20 protein-coding genes are annotated in these 23,069 nt (G+C 67.4%); 12 read left to right on the plus strand and 8 right to left on the minus strand.

Features of this window, described 5'->3' with window-relative positions; all coding sequences use genetic code 11:
* Positions 1-24 precede the first annotated feature (24 nt).
* The 5 genes from I6J77_RS04245 to gshB are packed head-to-tail and all read right to left on the minus strand — an operon-like array spanning position 25 to position 3,893.
* Positions 25-951 (minus strand): aspartate carbamoyltransferase catalytic subunit, encoded by a 927-nt coding sequence (locus I6J77_RS04245; protein WP_204110694.1) that lies wholly within the window; start codon positions 949-951, stop codon positions 25-27.
* A gap of 29 nt (positions 952-980) precedes the next feature.
* Entirely contained in the window at positions 981-1,430 is a 450-nt protein-coding gene (gene ruvX, locus I6J77_RS04250) for a Holliday junction resolvase RuvX (RefSeq protein ID WP_056717814.1), read from the minus strand.
* Entirely contained in the window at positions 1,427-1,996 is a 570-nt protein-coding gene (locus I6J77_RS04255) for a YqgE/AlgH family protein (protein WP_056717815.1), read from the minus strand. The genes ruvX and I6J77_RS04255 overlap by 4 nt, the downstream gene beginning before the upstream one ends.
* A gap of 53 nt (positions 1,997-2,049) precedes the next feature.
* Entirely contained in the window at positions 2,050-2,919 is an 870-nt protein-coding gene (locus tag I6J77_RS04260) for an energy transducer TonB (protein ID WP_056717816.1), read from the minus strand.
* Complete coding sequence (gene gshB, locus I6J77_RS04265; RefSeq protein ID WP_204110695.1) at positions 2,916-3,893, minus strand: glutathione synthase; 978 nt, start codon at positions 3,891-3,893, stop codon at positions 2,916-2,918. The genes I6J77_RS04260 and gshB overlap by 4 nt, the downstream gene beginning before the upstream one ends.
* Before the next feature lie 355 nt (positions 3,894-4,248).
* Here gshB and I6J77_RS04270 point away from each other — a divergent pair, with 355 nt between their 5' ends.
* The 7 genes from I6J77_RS04270 (at position 4,249) to I6J77_RS04300 (ending at position 16,211) form a co-directional block, all read left to right on the plus strand.
* The gene (locus I6J77_RS04270; protein WP_274378300.1) at positions 4,249-4,659 is read left to right on the plus strand and encodes a PleD family two-component system response regulator; all 411 of its coding nucleotides are present in this window, start codon (positions 4,249-4,251) and stop codon (positions 4,657-4,659) included.
* Positions 4,660-4,681: 22 nt separating this feature from the next.
* A complete protein-coding gene (locus I6J77_RS04275) occupies positions 4,682-5,053 on the plus strand; it encodes a response regulator (protein ID WP_007809635.1) in 372 nt (123 codons plus the stop codon).
* On the plus strand, positions 5,050-5,589 hold the full coding sequence (locus tag I6J77_RS04280; RefSeq protein WP_056717819.1) for a chemotaxis protein CheW: 540 nt from the start codon (positions 5,050-5,052) through the stop codon (positions 5,587-5,589). The genes I6J77_RS04275 and I6J77_RS04280 overlap by 4 nt, the downstream gene beginning before the upstream one ends.
* Before the next feature lie 127 nt (positions 5,590-5,716).
* Positions 5,717-7,747, plus strand: a complete 2,031-nt coding sequence (locus I6J77_RS04285) for a methyl-accepting chemotaxis protein (RefSeq protein WP_056717820.1) — start codon at positions 5,717-5,719, stop codon at positions 7,745-7,747.
* A 103-nt stretch (positions 7,748-7,850) separates the two neighbouring features.
* Positions 7,851-13,952 carry an Hpt domain-containing protein gene (locus I6J77_RS04290; protein ID WP_204110696.1) on the plus strand — a complete coding sequence of 2,034 codons (6,102 nt, stop codon included), beginning with the start codon at positions 7,851-7,853 and terminating at the stop codon, positions 13,950-13,952.
* The gene (locus I6J77_RS04295; protein WP_204110697.1) at positions 13,945-15,690 is read left to right on the plus strand and encodes a chemotaxis protein CheB; all 1,746 of its coding nucleotides are present in this window, start codon (positions 13,945-13,947) and stop codon (positions 15,688-15,690) included. The genes I6J77_RS04290 and I6J77_RS04295 overlap by 8 nt, the downstream gene beginning before the upstream one ends.
* Positions 15,687-16,211: a chemotaxis protein CheW gene (locus I6J77_RS04300; protein ID WP_204110698.1), complete on the plus strand. Its 525-nt coding sequence runs from the start codon at positions 15,687-15,689 to the stop codon at positions 16,209-16,211. The genes I6J77_RS04295 and I6J77_RS04300 overlap by 4 nt, the downstream gene beginning before the upstream one ends.
* Before the next feature lie 77 nt (positions 16,212-16,288).
* On the opposite strand, the gene I6J77_RS04305 is transcribed toward I6J77_RS04300, so the two are convergent.
* The gene (locus tag I6J77_RS04305) at positions 16,289-17,023 is read right to left on the minus strand and encodes a 16S rRNA (uracil(1498)-N(3))-methyltransferase (RefSeq protein WP_204110699.1); all 735 of its coding nucleotides are present in this window, start codon (positions 17,021-17,023) and stop codon (positions 16,289-16,291) included.
* 72 nt (positions 17,024-17,095) lie between these two features.
* Positions 17,096-18,496, minus strand: coding sequence for an adenosylmethionine--8-amino-7-oxononanoate transaminase (locus I6J77_RS04310; RefSeq protein ID WP_204110700.1), 1,401 nt, complete (start codon positions 18,494-18,496; stop codon positions 17,096-17,098).
* A 67-nt stretch (positions 18,497-18,563) separates the two neighbouring features.
* Here I6J77_RS04310 and I6J77_RS04315 point away from each other — a divergent pair, with 67 nt between their 5' ends.
* From I6J77_RS04315 to mazG, 5 genes are all read left to right on the plus strand, one after another.
* Positions 18,564-19,349, plus strand: a complete 786-nt coding sequence (locus tag I6J77_RS04315; protein WP_204110701.1) for a type II secretion system protein N — start codon at positions 18,564-18,566, stop codon at positions 19,347-19,349.
* 15 nt (positions 19,350-19,364) lie between these two features.
* Entirely contained in the window at positions 19,365-20,141 is a 777-nt protein-coding gene (locus I6J77_RS04320) for an inositol monophosphatase family protein (RefSeq protein ID WP_204110702.1), read from the plus strand.
* Between the two features lie 23 nt (positions 20,142-20,164).
* Complete coding sequence (gene nudE, locus I6J77_RS04325; RefSeq protein ID WP_007809604.1) at positions 20,165-20,722, plus strand: ADP compounds hydrolase NudE; 558 nt, start codon at positions 20,165-20,167, stop codon at positions 20,720-20,722.
* Entirely contained in the window at positions 20,719-21,531 is an 813-nt protein-coding gene (cysQ, locus tag I6J77_RS04330; protein WP_204110703.1) for a 3'(2'),5'-bisphosphate nucleotidase CysQ, read from the plus strand. The genes nudE and cysQ overlap by 4 nt, the downstream gene beginning before the upstream one ends.
* A gap of 105 nt (positions 21,532-21,636) precedes the next feature.
* Complete coding sequence (gene mazG, locus I6J77_RS04335) at positions 21,637-22,440, plus strand: nucleoside triphosphate pyrophosphohydrolase (RefSeq protein WP_204110704.1); 804 nt, start codon at positions 21,637-21,639, stop codon at positions 22,438-22,440.
* Between the two features lie 53 nt (positions 22,441-22,493).
* Here the strand turns inward: mazG and I6J77_RS04340 are convergent, their stop codons facing one another.
* Positions 22,494-23,003, minus strand: a complete 510-nt coding sequence (locus I6J77_RS04340; RefSeq protein WP_204110705.1) for a hypothetical protein — start codon at positions 23,001-23,003, stop codon at positions 22,494-22,496.
* Positions 23,004-23,069 lie beyond the last annotated feature (66 nt).

Raw genomic sequence — 23,069 nt, forward strand, 5'->3', positions numbered from 1 at the left:
CTGCGGTGCCGTAATCGCTGCGCTTCAGCGTGCCAGCACTTCGTTCAGCACGGCCATGCGCACGAACACGCCATTGCCCACCTGCTCGAGGATGCGCGACTGCGCGCCGTCGGCGACGTCGGAGGCGATTTCGATGCCGCGGTTGATCGGCCCCGGGTGCATCACCAGGCAGCCGGGGGCGGCCCGCGCCAGGCGTCGCCGGTCCAGGCCGTAGTGGGCGAAGTAGGCAGCCTCGTCGGGCAGCTCGATGCTGGCCATGCGCTCCTTCTGCAGGCGCAGCATGATCACCGCGTCGGCGCCTTCGATGGCCTCATCGAAATCGTCATGGCGCGAGCCCCTGGGCACCTCGTTGGCGTCCGGCATCAGCTCGGCGGGTCCGCACAGGCGGATCTCCTTCACGCCGAGCGCGTTCAAGGCATTGATGTCCGAGCGCGCCACGCGCGAGTGCTTGATGTCGCCGCAGATCACGACGCGCAGGTTCTCCATGTCCGGCCGATGCTGGCGGATGGTCAGCGCGTCCAGCAGGCCCTGGGTGGGATGGGCCCGGTTGCCGTCGCCCGCATTGATCACCGAGACCCCGCTCATGGCATGGCGAACCAGCTCGTCCGGCGTGCCGGACTGCTTGTGCCGCACGATGATGGCGTCCAGGTGCATCGCTTCCAGCGTATGCAGCGTGTCGAACAGTTCCTCGCCCTTGCTGGTCGATGACAGCCCGATGTCGAAGTTGATCACGTCGGCGCCCAGCCGCCGCGCCGCCAGCTCGAACGAGGTGCGGGTGCGCGTGGAGGGCTCGAAGAACAGGTTCAGCACTGTGCGTCCGGCCAGCACGTCGAGCTTGCGGGTGCCGTGGGCGCAGGCGTCGCGCAGGGCCTCGGCGCGGTCGAGCAGGCGCTCGATGGTCTCGCGCGGCAGGTTTTCCAGGGTGGTGAGATGGCGCAGGCGAGGACTCATGGCGGGCGGTCTGGAGGTGGGAGGGGGTTCTAGTGATCGGCGTCTGGCGCGCTGCTCGTCGTGGCCATGCCGAGCCAGCGCTCCAGCACGACCGCGGCGGCTTCGGCGTCGATGGCTGCCGCGTCGCGGCGTCGCTTCAGGCCCAGCGCGCGGGCGCCGGCAAAACGCTGGGCGGCTTCCTGCGAGCTGTGTCGCTCGTCGACCAGCACCACGGGCAGCCCGTAGCGCTCCTGCAATTGCGCAGCGAAACGGCGGGCGCGACGGCTGGCCGGCTGCTCGGCGCCATCCAGGGTCAGCGGCAGGCCGACCACGAGGGTGTCCGGCTGCCATTCGCGGCGCAGCGTATCGAGCCGGTTCCAGTCCGGCGTGTCGTCATGCACGGCCAGCGTGGCCAGTGCGCGGGCGCTGGCGGTGAAGCTGTTGCCGATCGCCACGCCGGTGATCTTGCTGCCGACATCGAAGCCGAACGCGCAACTCATGCGTGGCCCGCGTAACCGGACAACTGGCGCGGATCGACGCCGACCAGTCCGGCCGCGGCGCTCCAGCGCTCTTCCAGCGGCGTGTCGAACACCACCCGGTCGCTGGCTTCGGCGGTCAGCCAGGCATTGGCCATCAGTTCCTGTTCCAGCTGGCCGGCGTCCCAACCTGCGTAGCCGAGCACCATGATCGCCTGGCGCGGGCCTTCACCGGCGGCCATGGCGACCAGGATGTCGCGCGAGGTGGTGACCGACCAGTGATCGTTGATGCGGTAGCTGGAATCCCAGGGGCCGGGCTCGCGATGCAGCACGAAGCCGCGCTCCTGTTGCACCGGACCACCGATCAGGACCGGCGCATCGGCCAGTTCGCTGTCCGCGCACTCCAGCTTCATCTGGGCCAGCACGTCGCCGAAGCTGTACTCGGAAAGCTGGTTGACCAGCAGGCCGACCGCGCCATCCTCGTCGTGCTGGCACAGCAGGGCGACGCCGCGCGAGAACGGCGGATCGGCCAGGTTGGGCATGGCGATCAGGAAGTGTCCGGTGAGTGTGGATGGCTGCACGGCGGTCATGCGCGCATTGTAAGCGCAGTGCGGGCCGTTCGCCGAACCGCGTGCCGTGAGGTTCAGCGAGTCTGCAGCACGTTGTTCGGCTGGAAGCGCCAGGTGCGGGTGATGTTGAGCTGATCGATGCGTTCGGCGCTTTTCGGGGCCGGCGGGAACGGGGCCGCCAGGCGCACGATGCGCTCGGCGGCGGCATCCAGCACCTTCTGGCCGGAGCTCTGGATCACTTCGATGGTCTTGATGCTGCCATCGAGGTTGAGCACCACGGTGAGCAGCACGTCGCCGTGCAAGCCCTGGCGGCGCGCCTCTTCGGGGTAATTGAGGTTGCCCACCCGCTCCACCCGGTCGGACCAGCCCCGCATGTAGGCGGCGTAGGCGTATTCGCGGGTGCTGGCGGTGAGGTACTTCACCTTGGGCCGCTTGGCGTAGTCGACCTTCTTCTTGCGCAGTTCGGCGGCCAGTTGCGCGATGGCCTCGCGGCGCTTCAGTTCTTCCGCGGTCGGGGTCAGCTGCTGGGGGTCCACCTGATCCCGGGCGGTGTCGCTGGTCACCTGGAAATCACTGGCGCTGCTGGTGGTGACCATGCGGGTCGGGGTGGCCTCGCGCGGCTGCGGCGTGGTGGCGTCGACCGGTTGCGCCGCAATCCCGGGGTCGGGCTTGGGGATCGCGCCGGAAAACGGCGCCGACGGGCGCGCGGCACGATCGCTCTGGCCGCCGCCGGTGTTGTTGGCCTGGGCCAGGAAGTCCGCCTTGTCCGGCGCCTGCCGGTTGGCCACGTTGACCAGGGTGACGTCCAGCGTGGGCAGGCTCGGCGAGGGCTTCACGAAGTGGAAGGTGATGCCCAGCAGCAACACGCCATGCAGCAGCAGCGAAAACAGGAAAGTGGCGCCGATCGGATCGGGCGGGGAGTTGACGCTTGCAGTGTGGCTCACGCGGCGCGGTTTCCGGAAACGTGCTGCTCGATGACGTCGAACAGCTGACCGGCAATGTTAAGCCCGAACTGGGCGTCGAGTTCACGCACACAGGTCGGGGATGTGACGTTGATCTCGGTCAGGTAGTCGCCGATCACGTCGAGGCCGACGAACAGCAGGCCGCGCCGGCGCAGTTCGGGCGCCACCTGTTCGACGATCCAGCGGTCGCGATCGGACAGCGGAACCCCTTCGCCGCGCCCGCCGGCAGCGAGGTTGCCGCGGAATTCGTTGCCCTGGGGGATTCGCGCCAGGGCGTAGGGGGCCGGTTCGCCATCGATCACCAGGATGCGCTTGTCGCCCGCGGTGATTTCCGGGATGTACTTCTGGGCGATCGCGAACTGGCGCCCTTCGCCGTGGGCGTCACCGCCCAGCAGCGTCTCCAGCATCGAGTTCAGGTTGCTGTCGCCCGCCCGCGCCCGGAAGATGCCGCGGCCACCCATGCCATCCAGCGGCTTCAGCACCACTTCGCCGTGCTCGGCGGCGAATCGGCGCAGTTCGCCGGCATCGCGCGCCACCAGGGTCGGCGCGATGCATTGCCCGAATTGCAGGGCAAACAGCTTTTCATTGCAGTCGCGCAGCGAGCGCGGGTCGTTGACCACGGCCACGCCGGCTTGCTGGGCGACTTCCAGCACCATGGTGTCGTAGATGAACTGCGCATCGACCGGCGGGTCCTTGCGCATCAGCACCACGTCGAGCTGGCGCAGGTCGCGCCATTGCGGCGTGCCCAGGGTGTGCCAGTGGGCCGGATCATCACGGACCTCGAGCGTGGCCATGCGTCCCCACGGATCACCGTTGCGCAGCGCCAGGTCGCCCTGTTCGAGGTAGTGCAGCGAATGGCCGCGGCGCTGCGCTTCCAGCAGCATCGCGAAGCTGCTGTCCTTTGCCACCTTGATTGCGCCGATGGGGTCCATCAGCACGCCGATCGCGAGGCTCATCGTGATTCTCCGGAATGGGCCGCCACGCGGAGGGGAGCGGGACAGCAGGCCGCTATATTAAGATGGAAGACCGCGGAGGCCATCACGTCACGACGCGGACGGCAGCGGTCGAGGCTGTCGTCGGTGGCCAGATGGTGCCACTATGGGTCACCTTGTGCAGTCCTCAGACAACACGGGTGATTATTGCTTGACAGTCTCGGCGGGCAGGCAGTAAACAGCAAAGCCATCGGAATCACCGTCCCAGAGCGGTTGCCGATGGCTCGTCAAGAATAAACTTTGCATGCGCACCGTCCGGCATGGACGTTGCATGTCGTGGTGCCTATCCTGAGCTCGGGGCGGGCCGCAGGGGGAGTGAGTGAATTTGAACGTGAGTGCTAACGATTTGGCTGGTCTCAAGGTCATGGTGATCGATGACTCGAAGACCATCCGCCGCACGGCCGAGACCCTTCTGAAGAAAGAGGGCTGCGACGTGCTGACTGCGGTCGACGGGTTCGAGGCCCTGGCCAAGATCTCCGACCAGAAGCCGGCGATCATCTTCGTCGACATCATGATGCCGCGGCTGGACGGCTATCAGACCTGCGCGCTGATCAAGAACAACCCCCAGTTCCGCGCCACGCCGGTGATCATGCTGTCCTCCAAGGACGGCCTCTTCGACAAGGCCCGCGGCCGCATCGTGGGTGCCGAACAGTATCTGACCAAGCCGTTCACGCGTGACGAGCTGCTTGGTGCCATCCATCGCCATGTCAGCACGGTATCGAGCCACTGACTGCAGATTCTGAGGGGGACCTGTGGCCAATATTCTCATCATCGACGACTCGCCGACCGACGTGCGCGTGTTCACCACCCTGCTTGAACGCGCGGGACACCAGGTGGCGGCGGTGAATACCGCCGAAGAGGGCATCGAGCGCGTGCGCAGCGATCTGCCCGGCCTCGTCATCATGGACGTCATCATGCCCGGCATGAACGGCTTCCAGGCAACGCGCACGCTTACCCGCGATCCGAAGACCCAGAACGTCCCGATCGTGATGATCACCACCAAGTCGATGGAAACCGATCGCGTGTGGGGACTGCGCCAGGGTGCGCGGGCCTTCATCACCAAGCCGGTGAACGAGAAAGAACTGCTGGCCTGCATCAACGAATTGTTGCCGAGCGAGAAATGAACCAGTCCGTCAACCGCACCCCTTTCGAGATCCTTGCCCAGTACGAGCGGCTGTCGCTGGCTCACGCGTCGGACACGCAGGAAAAGTTCGAGGCGCCCGGACTGTGGCGCGGCATCGGTTTCCGGGTGGGTTCGCGCCTGCTGGTCAGCGGCATCGACGAGATCAACGAGTTGCTGGCCGTGCCCGTGCTCACCGCCGTGCCGGGCACCCAGCCCTGGCTGCTCGGCGTGGCCAATGTGCGCGGCAACCTGGTGCCGGTGATCGACTTCGGCCGATTCCTGTTCGGCGAGCGCACGCAGCACACCGACCGGACCCGCTTGCTGGTGGTGCGTCAGGGTGGCGGCAACGTGGCCCTGCTGGTGGACGAGGTGTTCGGCCAGCGTACGGTCGACGAGGAACAGCGGCGCGATGCCGGGCGCGAAGATGATCCGCGACTGGTGCGTTTTGCCGAAAGCCGGGTGGGCGAGCAACAGATGGCCATTTTCAGCATGAACCGGCTGGTGCGAGCGCCGGATTTCCGCCAGGCCGCCGCCTGAGCACACGCAGGCGGAAGTGGCATGGAGGGCCGGCGCCGGAACGGGCCGGAAACTTGGGACAATATTCCCTGGCCGGTATCCGCTGTGCGGGGCCGGCAATGCAGACAGTTAGACGGATGAGGTGAACATGAGCACTACAGGGGGCGTCAGCAGGGAACGCGGTTACACCGCACTCATTGTCCTGCTGCTGATTGCGATCGGTTTCGCGGCACTGGATTTCTTCCTGCTCAACCAGAAGAACAGTGAAGATCGCCAGGCGATCGCGCTGACCACGCAGATCCAGGTGCTGTCACAGCAGACGGCGAAGTTCGCGCTGGAATCGGCCGATGGCAACACCGACTCCTTCAAGGAGCTCGAGTCCACCCGCAACGCGATTGATTCCGCGGTGCAGCGGCTGAACAAGGGTGATCCCAAGGGCGGCATGCAGCCGTATGCGGACAACAACGTCACCCCCGCGGGTCGCGCCGTCAATGCGCTGGATGCTTCCTGGAGACAGCTCGACGCCGACATCGGCAAGATCCTGTCGAACAAGGCCGTGGTGCTCGACTCCGGACAGCGCGCTGCCACGCTTTCGCAGCAGATGCCCCTGCTCAACTCGAGCATGGAGCAGGTGGTCAACATCCTGCAGCAGCGCAACGGCAGCTCCGAACAGATGCTGGGCACCTCCCGCCAGATGCTGTCGGCTGACCGAATCATCCGCCGCGTGCAGGAAGTGCTGCAGGGTGGCGACAGCGCCCAGTCTGCCGCCGACGGCCTGTTCCGCGACGCGCAGTTGTACGGCAACGTGCTCAAGGGCCTGATCGAAGGCAACCCCGACAGCGGCGTGAAGCCGATCAACGACTCCAACGCCCGCAAGATCCTGACCGACATGGACGCCAGCTGGAACCAGCTGGCCGACCCGGTTTCCAAGCTGGTCGCCGCCGCCGGCAACATCGCCGACGTGAAGCGCGCCGGCAACCAGGCTTCGCTGGATTCGCAGACCGTGCTGCTGCGTGCAAACGACCTGTCCGAGCAGATCGGCAAGCTGCCGCTGCGCCGGCTGTTCCCGAACGTGTGGTGGGGCCTGCTCGGCGCGATCGCCGCGGTGGCCTTCGCCCTGTTGCTGGTCATCACCCTGGTGCGCGACCAGCGCAAGCGGTTCGCCCAGAGTACCGAGCTGAACCAGCGCAACCAGGAGGCGATCATGCGCCTGCTGGACGAGATGGGCTCGCTGGCGGAAGGCGACCTGACCGTGAAGACCACGGTGTCCGAAGACATCACCGGCGCCATCGCCGACTCGGTGAACTACGCCATCGACGAGCTGCGTTCACTGGTGACCACGATCAACGAGACCTCCGAGCAGGTCTCCTCGTCGGCGCAGGAAACCCAGACCACCGCCCGCCATCTGGCCAACGCGGCGGAACAGCAGGCACAGCAGATCAGCTCGGCCACCTCGGCCATCAACCAGATCGTGACCTCGATGGACACGGTGTCCAGGGATTCGGCCGAATCGGCCGACGTGGCGGAGCGATCGGTGAAGATCGCCTCGCACGGCGCCGAAGTGGTGCGCGAGACGATCTCCGGCATGGACTCGATCCGCGACCAGATCCAGGAGACCTCCAAGCGCATCAAGCGGCTGGGCGAATCCTCGCAGGAGATCGGCTCGATCGTCGAACTGATCAACGACATCGCCGAGCAGACCAACATCCTGGCGTTGAACGCGGCGATCCAGGCGGCCTCGGCCGGTGAGGCGGGACGCGGTTTCGCGGTCGTGGCGGACGAAGTGCAGCGACTGGCCGAACGCTCGACCAGCGCCACCAAGCGTATCGAAACGCTGGTGCAGACGATTCAGTCCGATACCAACGAGGCGGTGAACTCGATGGAACAGACCACCGCGGAGGTGGTCGCCGGTGCACGCCTGGCGGAGGATGCCGGTAGCGCACTGGGTGACATCGAACGCGTTTCGCACGATCTGTCCGCGCTGATTCAGAACATCTCGACCGCAGCACGCGAGCAGTCCGCGGCGGCGACGGATGTCTCCGTCTCGATGAACGCGATTCAGGAAATTACTTCGCAGACCTCGCAAGGTGCCAGCCAGACGGCCGACTCGATCGGTACGCTGGCACAGCTGGCGAGCGATCTGCGGCGTTCGGTGGCTCACTTCAAGCTGCCGGGTTGACATCGGCCGTGCCGCTTTCCGGCGCGATTGAGAAAAGCACAAGACAGGGGGCAGTCTCGATGGTTGCAGGATGCTGGCGTTGTGCAACCATTGAGAGAGGCGCATGAGACTTCAAGACCACATCGATTTCACGACGCTGCAATGGGTCAAGCCGGAGCTCGACGACACCTTGTCGATCGCCCGCGAGGCACTGGAGTCCTACGTCGACAATCCGGGCAAGCGCGATTTCATGCGCACCTGTGCCGACCATCTGCATCAGGTGCAGGGCACCTTGCAGATGGTCGAGCTGTACGGCGCGGCCATGGTCACCGCAGAGATGGAGGCCCTCGCCATCGCCCTGCTGGAGGATCATGTCGCCCAGCGCGAGGAAGCGTATGCCGCGCTGATGCGCGGCCTGATGCAGCTGCCCGACTACCTCGAGCGGCTGTCCAGCGGGCACCGCGACGTGCCGGTGGTGCTGCTGCCGCTGCTCAATGACCTGCGCGCCAGCCGTGGCCAGGAAGCATTGCCCGAATCGGCGATGTTCCACCCCAATCTCGACGCCTTCCTGCCCGAGCAGGCCCCGGCGGCGATGAGCGAGGCCTATGCCGAGGCGCATCGCGCCGAGCTGGTCGACCTGCGCCTGCGCTTCCAGCAGCAACTGCTCGGCTGGTTTCGCGGCCAGAACGCCGCGGTGCAGCTGGTCAACATGCGCAAGACCCTGCTGGCGATCACCGCCCGCTGCTATCACGTGCACGGGCGACGCCTCTGGTGGATCGCCGCCGGTGTTCTCGAGGGCCTCGAACAGGGTGCATTGAAGGGTTTCGCGGGCGAAGTACGCCAGTTGATCGGCAAGGTCGACCGCAACATCCGCCTGCTGATCGAGCAGGGCGAACACAGCCTGCGCGGTGGCGAGGCGGACGAAGTCGCCTGCAAGCTTCTGTACATCGTGGCCCAGGCCAAGCAACGCAGCCCGCAGATGGAGCTGTTGCGCAGCACCTACGGTCTGGACGCCCTGTTGCCGGACGCCGGCGAACTCGAGCACGCGCGCGGCTCGATGGCGGGACACAATCGTGCCCTGCTCGATTCCGTTTCCCGTGCGTTGAAGGACGACCTGCTGCGCGTCAAGGAAGCGCTGGACCTGTTCCTGCGCCAGCAGAATGGCGACCCCGCCCAGCTGGCCGTGCAGGGCGAGGTGCTCGAGCGCGTCGGCGATACCCTGGGCATGCTGGCGCTGGCCGTGCCGCGCCGCGTGGTCACCGAACAGCGTCGGGTGCTCGACGAGATTGCCAACCGGCTGCGCGCCGCCGATGAAGAGACCCTGCTCGATGTCGCCGGGGCCCTGCTTTACGTCGAGGCCTCGCTGGACGATCACATCGAAAGCCTCGGTTCCGACGGCGAACCGGGCGCTGGCGATGCCATGCACGCGCTGCCACGCAGCGAGGCACTCGGCGTCGTCACCACGCTGATGCAGGAAGCCATCGCCAACACCGGTCGGGTCAAGGACGCGATCGTCGCGTTCGTCGAATCCGGCTGGGAGCACGATCGACTCGCCGGCGCACCGCTGCAGATGGATGAAGTGGCGGGCGCCATGCGCATGCTGTCTTCGCCTCGTCCGGCCGAACTTGCGCAGGGCGTGGGTCGCTTCGTCGACTACGAACTGCTGCAGGATCGGCGCGTGCCCAGCGGCACCCAGATGGATCATCTGGCCGATGCCCTGGCTGCCCTGGAGTATTACCTCGAGGCGGCCCGCGAGCACCGTGGCGGGCTGGAACACATCCTCGACGTGGCCGAGCACAGCCTCGGCCTGCTGGGTTACTGGCCGGTTCCCGCCCAGCGCGAAGTCAGCACCGCCCCTGTCGCAGCAGACGCCATGGCGCCGGCGGTGGGCCTCGCTGGCATCGATGCGGAACATCCGGAACTGTCCGAATCGGTCAGCCTGCTGCCGGGCGTGGACCTCACCGGCCTGTTCGTGGGCGACAGCGGTGCATCTGCGGCCCCGGCGCACGATCTCGACGGTCTGCGCCTGGCCCAGACCGAGGCGCCGGCACCGAACATGCTGGTGGGCGGCGACGCCCATGACGAGGATGGCGACTGGGTCGAGGTCGAGGAGGAAGTGGTCGAGCAGGTGCCGGTGCGCGACGCGCTGGCCGACAACACCCACTTCAACATCGACGCCGAAGGCATCGATGACGATATCCGCGACATCTTCCTGGAAGAGATGCAGGAGGAGATCGACAACCTGCTCGGCGCCGAGAAGACCTGGCTGGCTGATCCCGCGCAGACGTCGTCGCTGGTCAGCATCCGTCGTTCGTTCCACACCCTGAAGGGTTCGGGTCGCCTGGTCGGCGCCGGCGTGCTGGGCGAGTTCGCCTGGAAAGTCGAGGACATGCTCAACCGCGTGCTCGACAACAGCATCCAGCCCGATGCCAACGTGCAGGCGCTGGTGCGGCATGCCATCGCCGCGCTGCCCGGATTGCTCGCCGCCCTCAAGGGCGAGGGGCAGCCGAGCGCTCCGCTCAGCGCGATCATGCACACCGCCGGGCAACTGGCGGCGGGCAACCCGGCGCGACTGGAAGACCATGTGTCGACGGCTACCGAAACGGTCCGTCGCACCGTTCGCCGGCGGGTGCCGCGTCTCGACTCGACCGCGGCTTCGGTGCCGACGGCGGGCCTGGCCGGCATGGCTGGCGCGCTTGTCGAAGACGAGCCTGCCGCCCCGGACCACGCCATCGCGATGCCGGTGATGCCGCCGGTCGATCCGGTGCTGCTGGAAATCCTGCGCAGCGAAGTGGCCCAGTATCTGCAGACCATTCGTGGCGCGATCCAGCGTTGCGAGGGTGAACTGCCGGTCGGCGAGGAACTGTTGCGCGCCGTGCACACGCTGCACGGTGCGATTGCGATGGTCGACATCCCCTTGCTGACGCAGTTGTTGTCGCCGCTGGAGTCGCTGTTCAAGCGCTTGCGTGCCGCCAATCTGCCGCTGACCGCCGAGGGCGTCCGCCTGCTTGGGCAGTCCGTCGATGTGGTCGACCACGTCATGGGCCAGTTCGATGCCGCCGAGCCGCAACTGCCGAACGCGGACGTGCTCACCGCGCAGATCGTCCACATGCGCGACGACTATCCCGAGTCGCGCGTGGCGCACGTCGTGTTCGAGCCACAGATCGACGAGCTCGAGCCGGTGCAGCCGGCAACCCCGACCGATCATGCGTTTGTGGATCATGCGGGTGTCGACGAGGCGATCATGGCCGCTTCCCTAGAAGCCGGCATGGCCGAGGCCCGGTCGGCGGGGAATGATGCGCAGGACGTCCATCCGGATGATGCGCATCACGCCGAGGTGACCGCCGAGCTGGCGGCCGCGCTCGACGCATTTGCACCCGAGGAGGTGGCTGCCGAGCGCGCCGCAGCAGAACAGGCTGCCGCCGAGAAGCTGGCTGCCGAGCAGGCTGCCGCGGAACGCGCTGCCGCCGAGAGGCTGGCTGCCGAGCAGGCTGCCGCGGAACGCGCTGCCGCCGAGAAACTGGCCGCCGAGCAGGCCGCCGCGGAACGCGCTGCCGCCGAGAAGCTGGCTGCCGAGCAGGCCGCCGCGCAACGTGCTGCTGCCGAGAAACTGGCTGCCGAGCAGGCTGCCGCGGAACGTGCTGCCGCCGAGAAGCTGGCTGCCGAGCAGGCCGCCGCGGAACGCGCTGCCGCCGAGAAGCAGGCTGCCGAGCAGGCTGCCGCGGAACGCGCTGCTGCCGAGAAGCTGGCTGCCGAACAGGCTGCCGCGAAGCGGGCCGAATCCGAAGCCGTGGCGAAGGTCGATGCCGCACCGACGCCGGAATCCGCTCACGCCCCGGCGAGCCTCGGCCATATCGATGCCGACCTGCTGGAAGTCTTCATCGACGAGGCCCGCGAGATTCTGGACCACGCCGATGGCGTCCTGGCCCAGTGGCACGCCGATTCGGCCGACCTGTCGCACGTGGCCGAACTGCAGCGTGACCTGCATACCCTCAAGGGTGGTGCGCGCATCGCCGGTCTGATGGCGGTGGGCGATCTCAGCCACGCCATCGAAACCCTGCTCGAGAAGCCGATCCGCGACACGGCCAAGACCGCGCCGCTGATTTCCGCGCTGGAAGCGAGCTTTGACCAGTTGCACTCGATGGTGCAGCAGGTTTCGCAGGGTCAGGTGTCCGACTATCCGCAGGGCATGATCGATCATCTGCTGGCGCTGGCCGGTGAAACCACGTTCGCCGACGATGCCTCGCTGGCCGCTGCGGTCATGGCGACCCCGGCCGTCGCAGCCGTGGCGTCTGCACCGCGTCAGGGCGCCACCACCGACTCCGACCTGCCCGAGCTGATGCCCGAGGCCGAGGAAGAGGTGCGGTCGTCGCAGGAACAGATCCGCGTTCGCGCCGACCTGCTCGACAGCCTGGTCAACCATGCCGGCGAAGTGGCGATCTACCGTTCGCGACTGGAACAGCAGGTTGCCGGTTACCGTTTCAACCTGGTCGAGCTGGAACAGACGGTGGCCCGTCTGCGCAGCCAGCTGCGCATGCTGGAAATCGAGACCGAGGCGCAGATCATCGCGCGCTTCCAGCGCGAGCATCGCGAAGCGGGCCTCACCGTGTTCGATCCGCTCGAGCTCGACCGCTACTCGCAGCTGCAGCAGTATTCGCGTGCACTGGCCGAGTCGGTATCCGACCTGGTGTCCATCCAGAACATGCTGGACGAGCTGACGCGCCAGGCCGAGACCCTGCTGATCCAGCAGTCGCGGGTCAGTACCGAACTGCAGGACGGTTTGCTGCGCACCCGCATGCTGCCGTTCGACACGATGGTGCCGAACCTGCGTCGCACCTTGCGTCAGGCGGCGCAGGAAGAGCACAAGCAGGCCCAGCTGTACGTGGACGGTGCCCACGGTGAAATGGACCGCAACCTGCTGGATCGAATCAAGGCCCCGTTCGAGCACATGCTGCGCAACGCGATCGCCCACGGCATCGAGAGCCCGGCGGATCGCCGCAAGGCCGGCAAGCCGGTCGAGGGCTCGGTGCACATCACGGTGGCCCGCGAGGCGACCGAGGTGGTGGTGCGGGTCAGCGACGACGGTCGCGGCCTGAACCGCGAAGCCATCCGCAAGCGCGGCATCGAGCGCGGCCTGCTGCGTGCCGAGACCAAGCCGACCGACAACCAGTTGCTGTCACTGATCACCCAGCCGGGCTTCTCCACCGCCAGCACGGTGACCCAGCTGGCTGGCCGTGGCGTCGGCATGGACGTGGTCGCCAACGAGATCAAGCAGCTCGGCGGTTCACTGTCGATCGAGTCGGAAGAAGGCCAGGGCAGCACCTTCATCCTGCGCCTGCCGTTCACGCTCGCGGTGACCCAGGCCATCCTGGTGCGCATCGGCGAGGCGACCTTCGCGATCCCGATGACCTCGGTGCAGGGCGTGGCCCGGGTCAATCCGGAAGAGCTGACCGCCCTGATGGCGCAGGACGAGCCGTCGTTCAACTACGGCAACGAGGCGTTCGGCATTCATGATCTGGCCGAGTTGCTCGGTCTGCCGCCGGGTCTGCCGGCCGAAGACGAACAGCAGCCGCTGTTGCTGACCCGCGCAGGCGACCTGCGCGCGGCGATCCGCATCGACGCGGTGCTGGGTTCGCGCGAGATCGTGGTGAAGTCGGTGGGCCCGCAGATCAGTTCGGTGCCCGGCCTGCTCGGCGCCACGATCATGGGCGACGGCTCGGTGCTGATCATTCTCGATCTGGCGCCGCTGGTGCGTCACGGCATGATCCGCCGCGACCAGCGCCTGTCCGAAGGCCTCAGCGCGGTGCAGGCGCCGGTGGTCGAGGAAGTCCAGGTGCGTCCGCTGGTGATGGTGGTCGACGACTCCATCACCATGCGCAAGGTCACCGGCCGCGTGCTGGAACGCCACGAGTACGAGGTCAGCACGGCAAAGGACGGTGTCGATGCGCTGGAGAAGCTGCACGAGCGCGTGCCCGACCTGATGCTGCTCGACATCGAAATGCCGCGCATGGACGGTTACGAGCTGGCGACCCACATGAAGGCCGACCCGCGACTGCGCGACGTGCCGATCATCATGATCACCTCGCGCAGCGGCGACAAGCATCGCCAGCGAGCGTTCGACATCGGCGTGGATCGTTACCTCGGCAAGCCGTACCAGGAAGCGGAGCTGCTGGTGCAGATCGGCGAAGTATTGGAGCAGCGAGCAACGGAGCCTGTTCATGACTGAAATGGCGCCGGCGGTTGCCCTGCTGTTTGACGATACCGAACTGGTTGGCCAGCTGCGCGAGGCGCTGCAGGAACGTGGTGCACGCATCGTGCACGAGGGCGGGGTTTCCAGCCTGAGTCGTGAACTGCTGCGGCAGGTGGGCGCCGACGTGCTGGTCATCAACCTGGACGACAGCGCCGACGATGCGCTCGATCACCTGTACGACGTGATCGACGACGAACGCCCCCGGGTGGTCTTCAATGATGCGCAGGCCAGCCGCTCGCTGGCCGGCTGGGATCGCGACCGCTGGGCGCGACATCTGGCCGTCAAGGTGCTGGCGGCCGGTGATGTGGACCCGCCGCGCCCGGACGGTCCACACCTCGTCGACATGCCAGCTGCCGTGGCTCCGCCGCCGACCGTGACGCCGACTCCCGTCGCTGCCGCCGAGCCCGTCGAACCGGCTGCAGCGCCGGAACCGGTGGTCGACGAAGTGGTGGATGTCGCTCCGACGATGGCGGCAGCGGAACCCGACGCGGACGATTTCCTGCCCGTGCACGACGACGCGGATGGCCAGCACGAGCAGATCGCCACCGCCGAATCGGAGAACCTGGCGGCAGAGCTCGAGGCCTTGCTGGCCTCGGGTGATTTGCCAGCCGAAGACGAGGTCACCTCGGGCCCCGGCCTGCGTTTCGTGGATGACCTCGAGCCGCCGCCACTCCACGATGGCAATTTCCATGATGCAGGCGCGGCCGGACCGGCAGCGGACTTCGACGTGGTGGCGACCGTTGACGCGCCGCCGGCGGAAGCAGCGCCGGTGCTGGCCAGCGTGACGCCGCCGACGTTCCAGATCGATCATCTCGAACTGTCTGCCCTGGTCGATACCGGCGCGGCCACGACGCCGGCTTCGGCGCCGCATCCGCTCATGGCCGACAACGCGCCGGGCGTACGCGCGCCGGATGCATGGAGCCTGGTCGACGAAGACGCGGCGCCAGCGGCACCGGAAAAGCCCGATGCCGGCATGTTCGGCATCGAGAAGATGAGTGCGGCCGATTTTCTTGCGCCCGATGCCGATGCGGTCGCGGCGGATATCGAGCCGGTGATGAGTCTCGAGCTGGTTTCGATGGAAGAGGCCGTCGCACCGCAACCCTACGAACGCGTGATCGACCACGAGATGGTGCTGGACGAACTGGGCAGCGCGCTGAGCCGGGTGGTAGTGCTTGGCGCCGCCACCGATGGCGTCGATTCGGTCTGTGCCTTCCTGGCAGCGTTGCCTGTGACCACGCGGCTGACCTTCCTGCATACCCAGCACGTGGGCGAACAGTCCGATGTGGCGCTGGCGGAGAAGTTCAAGGCGCATTGCGCGTTGCCCGTGCGACTGGCCGAACAGGGCCGTCGCGCCGGATCGGGTGAGGTGTTGATGGTGCCGGCGGGCCAGCAGGTGCGCCTGCGCCGTGACGGCAGCATCGAGCTGCAGGCCACCGGCGGCGAGTCCGCCGAAGCACCGTCGATCGACGCCAGCCTGACCATGGCGGCGAGCGTGTTTGGCCGCGATGCACTGGCGATCGTTTTCGCGGGGCGCGGCAACGATGCGGTGGCCGGCGCGCAGGCGGTCCACGATCGTGGCGGCCAGGTCTGGGTAGAGTCGTCGTCCGGGGAACATTTCGCTGACATGGTCAGCGGGATCTTCGCCGAGCGGCTGGTCAGTTTTTCCGGCACGCCGACCGAGTTGGCGGCGCGCCTGATCGAGGTGTTTCCATGAGTGATCCGCTGCCGCGTGAAATCCGCTGCGTCCTGGTGCCGGTAGGCAACCAGCGCCTGCTGTTGCCCAACGCCAACATCGCCGAAGTGATCACCCAGAGCACGCCCGAGCCGCTGCCCGGCGCCCCCGCCTGGATGCTGGGACGGATCCAGTGGCGTGGCTGGCGCGTGCCGCTGGTGTCATTTGCCGAACTGGCCGGCACCGAGGCGGGCGACGCCGACCTGAGCGTGCGCGTGGCCGTGTTGAAGGCGCTTGGCGGCAACCCGAAGCTGCCGTTCATCGCGGTGCTGACCCAGGGCTTCCCGCGCCTGACCACGTTGAACGCCGAGCTGATCATTCCCACCCATGACGGCAAGCCCTTGCAGCCGGGCGTGCGCGCCCATGTGCTGGTGCGCGATGACGTGGCGATGATTCCTGACCTGGAATGGATCGAGGCCACCTTGCTCGACCTGTACGACGATTCCGGGGTGATGGACACCGTCGAGACGGTGGAAGACGGCTCGGTCGACGCCGACGACTGAGAGGTCGCGGCTTGTTTCAAGTTTCCGGGGCGAGTCTCGTGGCGGTGATTTCGGGGCGGTGATCTCGGGGCGGTGAATCAGCCGTCGCCGTGCAGCGCCTGCAGGGCCGCCATGGCGGCCAGCCCCGCCGTTTCCGTGCGCAGGATGCGCGGGCCCAGTCGCAATCCCTCGAAACCGGTCCGGGTCAGCGCGTCGATGTCGCGCTCGCCCAGGCCGCCTTCCGGGCCGATCACCAGCAGGCCGCCGGCGGCCCCGAAGCGCAGTTCGCGGGCCGAACGAGCGCCCTCCGGCAACAGGGCAAGACGCAACGCACCGTCATCGGCGAGCCCGGCCAGCCAGCCGGCCAGTGGCTGTGCCGGGGTGATCTCGGGCAACCGCGCGCGTCCGCATTGTTCGCAGGCGCTGGCCGCGACTGCACGCCAGTGGGCCAGCCGCTTTTCGGCACGTGCGGGGTCCAGCTTCACTTCCGAACGTTCGGTGAGCAGCGGCACGATGCGGACGGCGCCAAGCTCGGTGGCCTTCTGCACGATCAGGTCCATCTTCTCGCCCCGCGCCACGCCCTGGGCCAGGGTCAGTGGCAGGGGCGACTCGTTCTGCACGGGCAGCTTCGCGTCGATCCGCACTCGCAGGTCGCGCTTGCCCAGCGCCACGATGGTCGCGTCGTAGTCGCTGCCGTCGCCGTTGAACACGGTGAGCGGGTCGCCCGCATTCATGCGCAGCACCCGGCCGACGTGCTCGGCGGCCTGGGCCGGCAAGGCGATTTCCGCCGAGACGCTGAGTGGCTGGTCGAGGTGGATACGGATCGTGCGCATGGGAACCGGATGGCATGGAGCGGTCGCCCAGCATAGCGCGGGCGCGTGCCCTGGACAGGCCTCGCGCCCCGTTCAGTGGCTGACGGCGCACTCGATTCCGGCGATGGCCGTGTCGACCAGCAGGTCGATTTCCGCCGTGCTGACCACGTAGGGCGGCATGAAATAGATCACGTCGCCCAGCGGTCGCAACAGCACGCCGTGCTCCAGGCCGTGCAGGTAGACGCGCAAGCCCCGCCGCTGTTGTGCCGGGAACGGTCGCCGGCTGGCCTTGTCGGCGACCAGCTCCACCGCCGCGATCATGCCGGTCTGGCGCACGTCGGCGACATGCGGGTGATCGCGCAGGGCCTCCAGCCGGCGACCCAGATGGACGGCCAAATGACGGTTGCGCTCCAGCACCGATTCGTCGCGGAAGATTGCCAGCGTCTCCAGCGCCACGCGGCAGGCCAGCGGATTGCCGGTGTAGCTGTGCGAGTGCAGGAACGCCTTGCCGGCATTGTGTTCGGCGTAAAAAGCCTGGTAGATCGCCTCGCTGGTCAGCACGGCCGACAGGGGCAGGAAACCGCCGGTCAGTCCCTTCGACAGGCACATGAAATCCGGCGACACGCCGCTGCGCCCGGATGCTGCAGGGGCCTGTTCGCAGGCGAACAGCGTACCGGTACGGCCGAAGCCCACGGCGATCTCGTCGGCGATGAAGTGCACGGCGAACTCGTCGCACAGCGCGCGCAGGCCGGTGAGATACGCCGGGTGATACATGCGCATGCCGCCGGCGCATTGCACCAGCGGCTCGACGATCACCGCGCAGGTTTCGTGCGCGTGCTGCTCGAGCAGCACGCGCAGGGCGGCGAGGGCGCGCGTAGCCGCCTGTTCGGGCGATTCGCCGGGTTCGGCCTGATAAGTATCCGCCGACGGCGCCAGGAACGGCGTCAGCAGCAGCGGCGCGTAGGTCTTGCGGTACAGCGCGACATCGCTCACCGACAGCGCGCCCAGGGTCTCGCCGTGATAGCTGCCGGTCAGCGCGATGAAGCGGGTCTTCTCGCCGTGGCCCTGGTTGAGCCAGTAGTGGAAGCTCATCTTCAGCGCTACTTCGATCGCCGCCGAACCATTGTCGGCGTAGAACACCCGATCCAGTCCGGGCGGCGTGATCCTTGCCAGCTCTTCGGCCAGCGCGATGGCCGGTTCGTGGGTGAAACCGGCGAAGATCACGTGTTCGAGCGTGCGCGCCTGCTCGGCCAGGGCCGCGGCGATGCGCGGATTGGCATGGCCGAACAGGTTGGTCCACCACGAACTGATGCCGTCCAGGTAGCGCTTGCCGTTGGCATCGACGAGCCAGGCGCCCTCGCCCCGCACGATCGGCAGCATCGGCACGCTGTTCGAGCCCGTGGGGTCGTGATCGTGCATCTGGGTGCAGGGGTGCCAGACATGGCGCAGGTCGCGCGCCGCGAGCGCCGTGTTGCCGTTTGCGAGGTTGGTCATCCGGCTATCATCGGTGCAGCGCGACAGTCGCTCAAGCCCGTGCATCGTCCCACCTGGAATTACACGCTTGAAGTCATTGCGAACTTGCCTGATCGGTTTCGTCCTGTTGCTGGTGCTGGCCGCCGCGCTGCTGTGCTTCCTGCCCGCGCGCTGGGCGCTGCCGTGGATCGAGCCGTCGCTGCACGGCATCCGTCTGCAGCAGGTCAGCGGCAGCGTGTGGAACGGCCATGTCGGCGCTGTGATTGCGGCGGACGGGCGGACCCGCGGCCAGTTGCAATGGCAGCTGTCACGAAGCGCTCTGCTGGGCCAGCCGCGCCTGCGCCTGGACTTCGATGGGCCGCAGCTGCATCTTTCGGGCGGGCTGGAACGCCTGCCCGGTGATGAAGTGGAAGTGCGCGACGCGAACGTCCGGGCAAGCTCGACGGCGATCGGTGAGGAACTCGCCACGCCCTGGGGGAAACCGCGGGGCGAACTGCAACTGCAGGTTGCCCACGCGCGGCTGCGCGCAGGCTGGCCGATGCAGCTGGACGCGCAGGCGAGCTGGCACGACGCGGTCATGCGGACGCCGCAGGGCGACGTCGCACTGGGCGAATTGCAGGCCACCGCACAGGCACGGGGCGGAGTGATCGACGTGCAGCTGCGCGACGCCGGCAGCGGTCCGCTGCAGCTTGCCGGCGGGTTGCAGCTCAGTCCGCTGGGTTGGCGACTGGACGCCACGTTGCGCAGCCGACAGACTGATCCGATGCTGCGTCGCTGGCTGGCCACGCTGGCGGCACCGGCAGCGGACGGCAGTACGCATATCCGGCGCCATGGCGGACTGGCCGCCAATGCGCCGCCAGCGCCCACCCTTTGAAGGAACGAGACCGGCATGACTCCCGATATCGCCGCAACAGCCCTGTCAGCCGCCCGCGACGCGGCCGCGGCGGCCGCCGAGGTGATCCGCCACTACTGGCGTCGTGGCGTCGAGGTGGAACTGAAGTCCGACGCCACGCCGGTCACCGTGGCCGATCGCGAAGCCGAGCAGGCGATCCGGAAGATCCTGCAGGCCGCGTTGCCGCAGGCATCGATCTACGGCGAGGAGTTCGGCCTGGACGGCGAGCGCGGCGGCCTGCTGTGGCTGGTCGATCCGCTGGACGGCACCAAGAGCTTCGTGCGCCGCACGCCGTTCTTCTCCACCCAGATCGCCCTGATGGATGGCGACGAACTGGTGCTCGGCGTGTCGAGCGCGCCGGTCTACGGCGAGACGATGTGGGCCAGCGCCGGCGAAGGTGCCTGGCTGGACGGCGAACGCGTGCGCGTGGCGGCGACCGGCGAAATGGGCGCGGCCTCGATTTCCACCGGCAACATCCGGACCCTCACCGGCGACTCCCGCTGGGATGCGCTGGGCGCGCTGATCCGCGACAGCAACCGGATCCGCGGCTATGGCGACTTCTGCCACTACCACCTGCTGGCGCGCGGCAGCCTCGATCTGGTGATCGAGTCGGACGTGAACATCCTCGACGTGGCGGCACTGGCGGTGATCGTGCGCGAGGCCGGCGGCGTGTTCACCGACCTGCATGGCGCTGCGCCGGGTCTGGACACGCGCAGCGTGCTGGCCGGCACGCCCGCGATCCACGCGCAGGCGCTGCAGCGCCTGCGGCGCTGAGCCACGCGAGCTAGAATGGGCGGATGCGCAAACTACCGATCATCCACGCGACCCGCGACGTCACCGACAGCCATTTCCTGCATGTGGAGCAGGTCGACCTGGAGTTTTCCAACGGCGAGCGCCGCACCTACGAGCGGCTGAAGGGAAGCGGCCTGGGTGCCGTCATCATCGTGCCGATGCTGGATGACGAGACGGTGCTGCTGGTGCGCGAATACGGCGGTGGCGTGGGACGCTACGAACTCGGCCTGCCCAAGGGCAGGCTGGACCAGGACGAGACCGCCGAGCAGGGCGCCGAGCGCGAGCTGAAGGAGGAGATCGGCTACGGCGCGCACAAGCTGAAGATCCTGCACAACCTGTCGCTGTCGCCGTCGTACATGACGCACATGGCGCACGTGGTGCTGGCCCAGGACCTGTATCCCGAAAAGCTGGTCGGCGACGAACCGGAGGAACTCGAAGTGGTGCCATGGAAGATGTCCGAACTGCACACCTTGCTCGGCCGTGACGACGTCACCGAGGGGCGCTCGATCGCCGCGCTGTTCATGGCCCGCGAATATCTTGCCGGAAGGTTCCGGAAATCATGAGCATGCCGCCCGAACTGGCAAGGAAGATCGGCGTCATCGCACGCGCGGCGGGGGTGGCCATCCTGGATGTCTACCACGGCGACTTCGCGGTGCAGATGAAGGACGATGCGTCGCCGCTGACTGCCGCCGACCTCGCCGCCCAGCAGGCCATCATGGCGGGCCTGTCTGCGCTCGATGAGCAATGGCCGGTGCTGTCGGAGGAAGCCAGCGCGCGGCCGTGGTCCGAACGCCAGCAGTGGTCGCGCTACTGGCTGGTCGATCCGCTTGATGGCACTCGCGAGTTCGTCAAGCGCAACGGCGAATTCACCGTCAACATCGCCCTGATCGACGATCGCCGCAGCGTGCTCGGCGTCGTGCTGGCGCCGGTGACCGGCGAGCTGTACGTCGCCGCGCAAGGCCAGGGCGCCTGGCTGCAGACACAGGCGGACGGCGCATGGCAGCGCATTCACGCACGGGCGCTGGCGCAGCCGCCGACGGTGGCCGGCAGCCGCTCGCACGGCGGTGCGCAGGGCGAGGTGCTGCAACGCCTGATCGGCGACGACTACCGGATGGTGCCGCTGGGCTCGTCGCTGAAGTTCTGCCTGATCGCGCGCGGTGATGCGGACGTCTATCTGCGCCTGGGCCCCACCAGCGAATGGGACACCGCGGCGGCACAATGCGTGCTCGACGAGGCCGGCGGCGCCGTGCTGGATCTGGCCGGCCAGCCGTTCCGCTACAACCGGGGCGAATCGCTGCTGAATCCGGAGTTCATCGCGGTGGGCGATCGTGCGATCGACTGGGCCGCACGGCTGCTCAAAGGCGAGGAGTGAATGAAAAGGAGCGAGTAGCGAGAGGGGTTCACTCCATCCCGCTCCCTCACGCCGGCTTCTTGGCTTTCTCTCACTCATCACTCCTCTCCACTCACTTTTCATCTCATGACCAAACACGGCCTCGATGATCTGCTAGGCATCATGGCGCGCCTGCGCGATCCGCAGAAAGGCTGTCCGTGGGATGTGCAACAGGACTTTTCCTCGATCGCGGCCTATACCATCGAGGAGGCCTACGAGGTCGCCGATGCGATCGATCGGCAGGACTGGACCGACCTTTGCGACGAACTCGGCGACCTGCTGCTGCAGGTGGTTTTCCACGCCCAGATGGCCTCCGAGCGCGGCCTGTTCGAGTTCGCCGACGTGGCCCACGCGATCAGCGCGAAGATGCTGCGCCGCCACCCCCACGTGTTCGGCGACACGCGCTACGCCGACCTCACCGAGCAGATGCAGGCGTGGGAGCAGATCAAGTCGGCCGAACGCGCGGCGAAAGGCGCGTCGATGGACGACAGTGCGCTGGCCGGCATCTCGACGGGCCTGCCGGAGTGGAAGCGCGCCTACAAGCTTCAGCAGCGCGCTGCCGCCACCGGCTTCGAATGGCCGGGCCCCGAGCCGGTGCTGGAGAAGCTGGCCGAGGAAGTGGAAGAGGTGCGGGTCGAATTCGCCAACGGCGCCGATCCGGCGCGCCTGCAGGATGAAATCGGCGACGTGCTGTTCGTGATGGTGAACCTGGCGCGCCACGCCGGCGTCGACTTCTCGCAGGCGCTGCGGCATGCCAACGCAAAGTTCGAGCGCCGGTTCCGGCAGATGGAACAGCTGGCCGCTGCCGAGGGCACGGCGTTCGCCGAGCGCACGCTCGATGAACAGGAGCAACTGTGGCAGCGCGCCAAGCAGGCCGAGCGGGCATCCTGAAACGGCGCGACGGCCGAAACCATCGCGCCGCCCGTTCCTCGCCTCGGCGGAACCTACCTGGCCGCGGGGGCGGCCTGGCCGGCACGCTGCTGCCAGGCAGCGCGCATCTTCTCGTGCTCGGCACGCATCTTCGCCTCGTTGGCCAGGTTTTCATCCAGCCCCTTGCGCAGGGTGGCGATCGCCTGATCCACGTTCGCCGGCTGCGCCTGCAGGCGAGCCAGGCGCTGGTAGACGTAGTCACGCACCTGCGGGTCCTGCGACTTGGCCAGCACGTCGTTGTAGACCGCGGCCATCTCCTTGCCGCGGCCGGCCTGCGTGTACAGCCGTTCCAGCGCATGCAGGTCGCCGATCACCCCGTCGTGCCCGCGGCCGTGCCCGCGATCGAAGCCGTGCGAGCGCATGTGCATGCGCATCGCATCGCCATGGTCGCCCGGGAGGACGTGCATGGACTTGCCCGTTTTGGCGGGCGGTGCCGGCGGCGGCGTATTCTGGGCCATCACGAAGGTGGCCGATCCGGCGATCATCAGGGCCAGCGTGGAAGCGAGCAGGGTCTTGCGATGCATGGTCTGTCTCCGTGATGGGTACACAGCAGGAACGCGGCGGGGCGGCACGGGTTGACCGGCGCGCTC

Source organism: Rhodanobacter sp. FDAARGOS 1247, assembly GCF_016889805.1.
In the GTDB taxonomy this organism is placed as follows: Bacteria; Pseudomonadota; Gammaproteobacteria; order Xanthomonadales; family Rhodanobacteraceae; genus Rhodanobacter.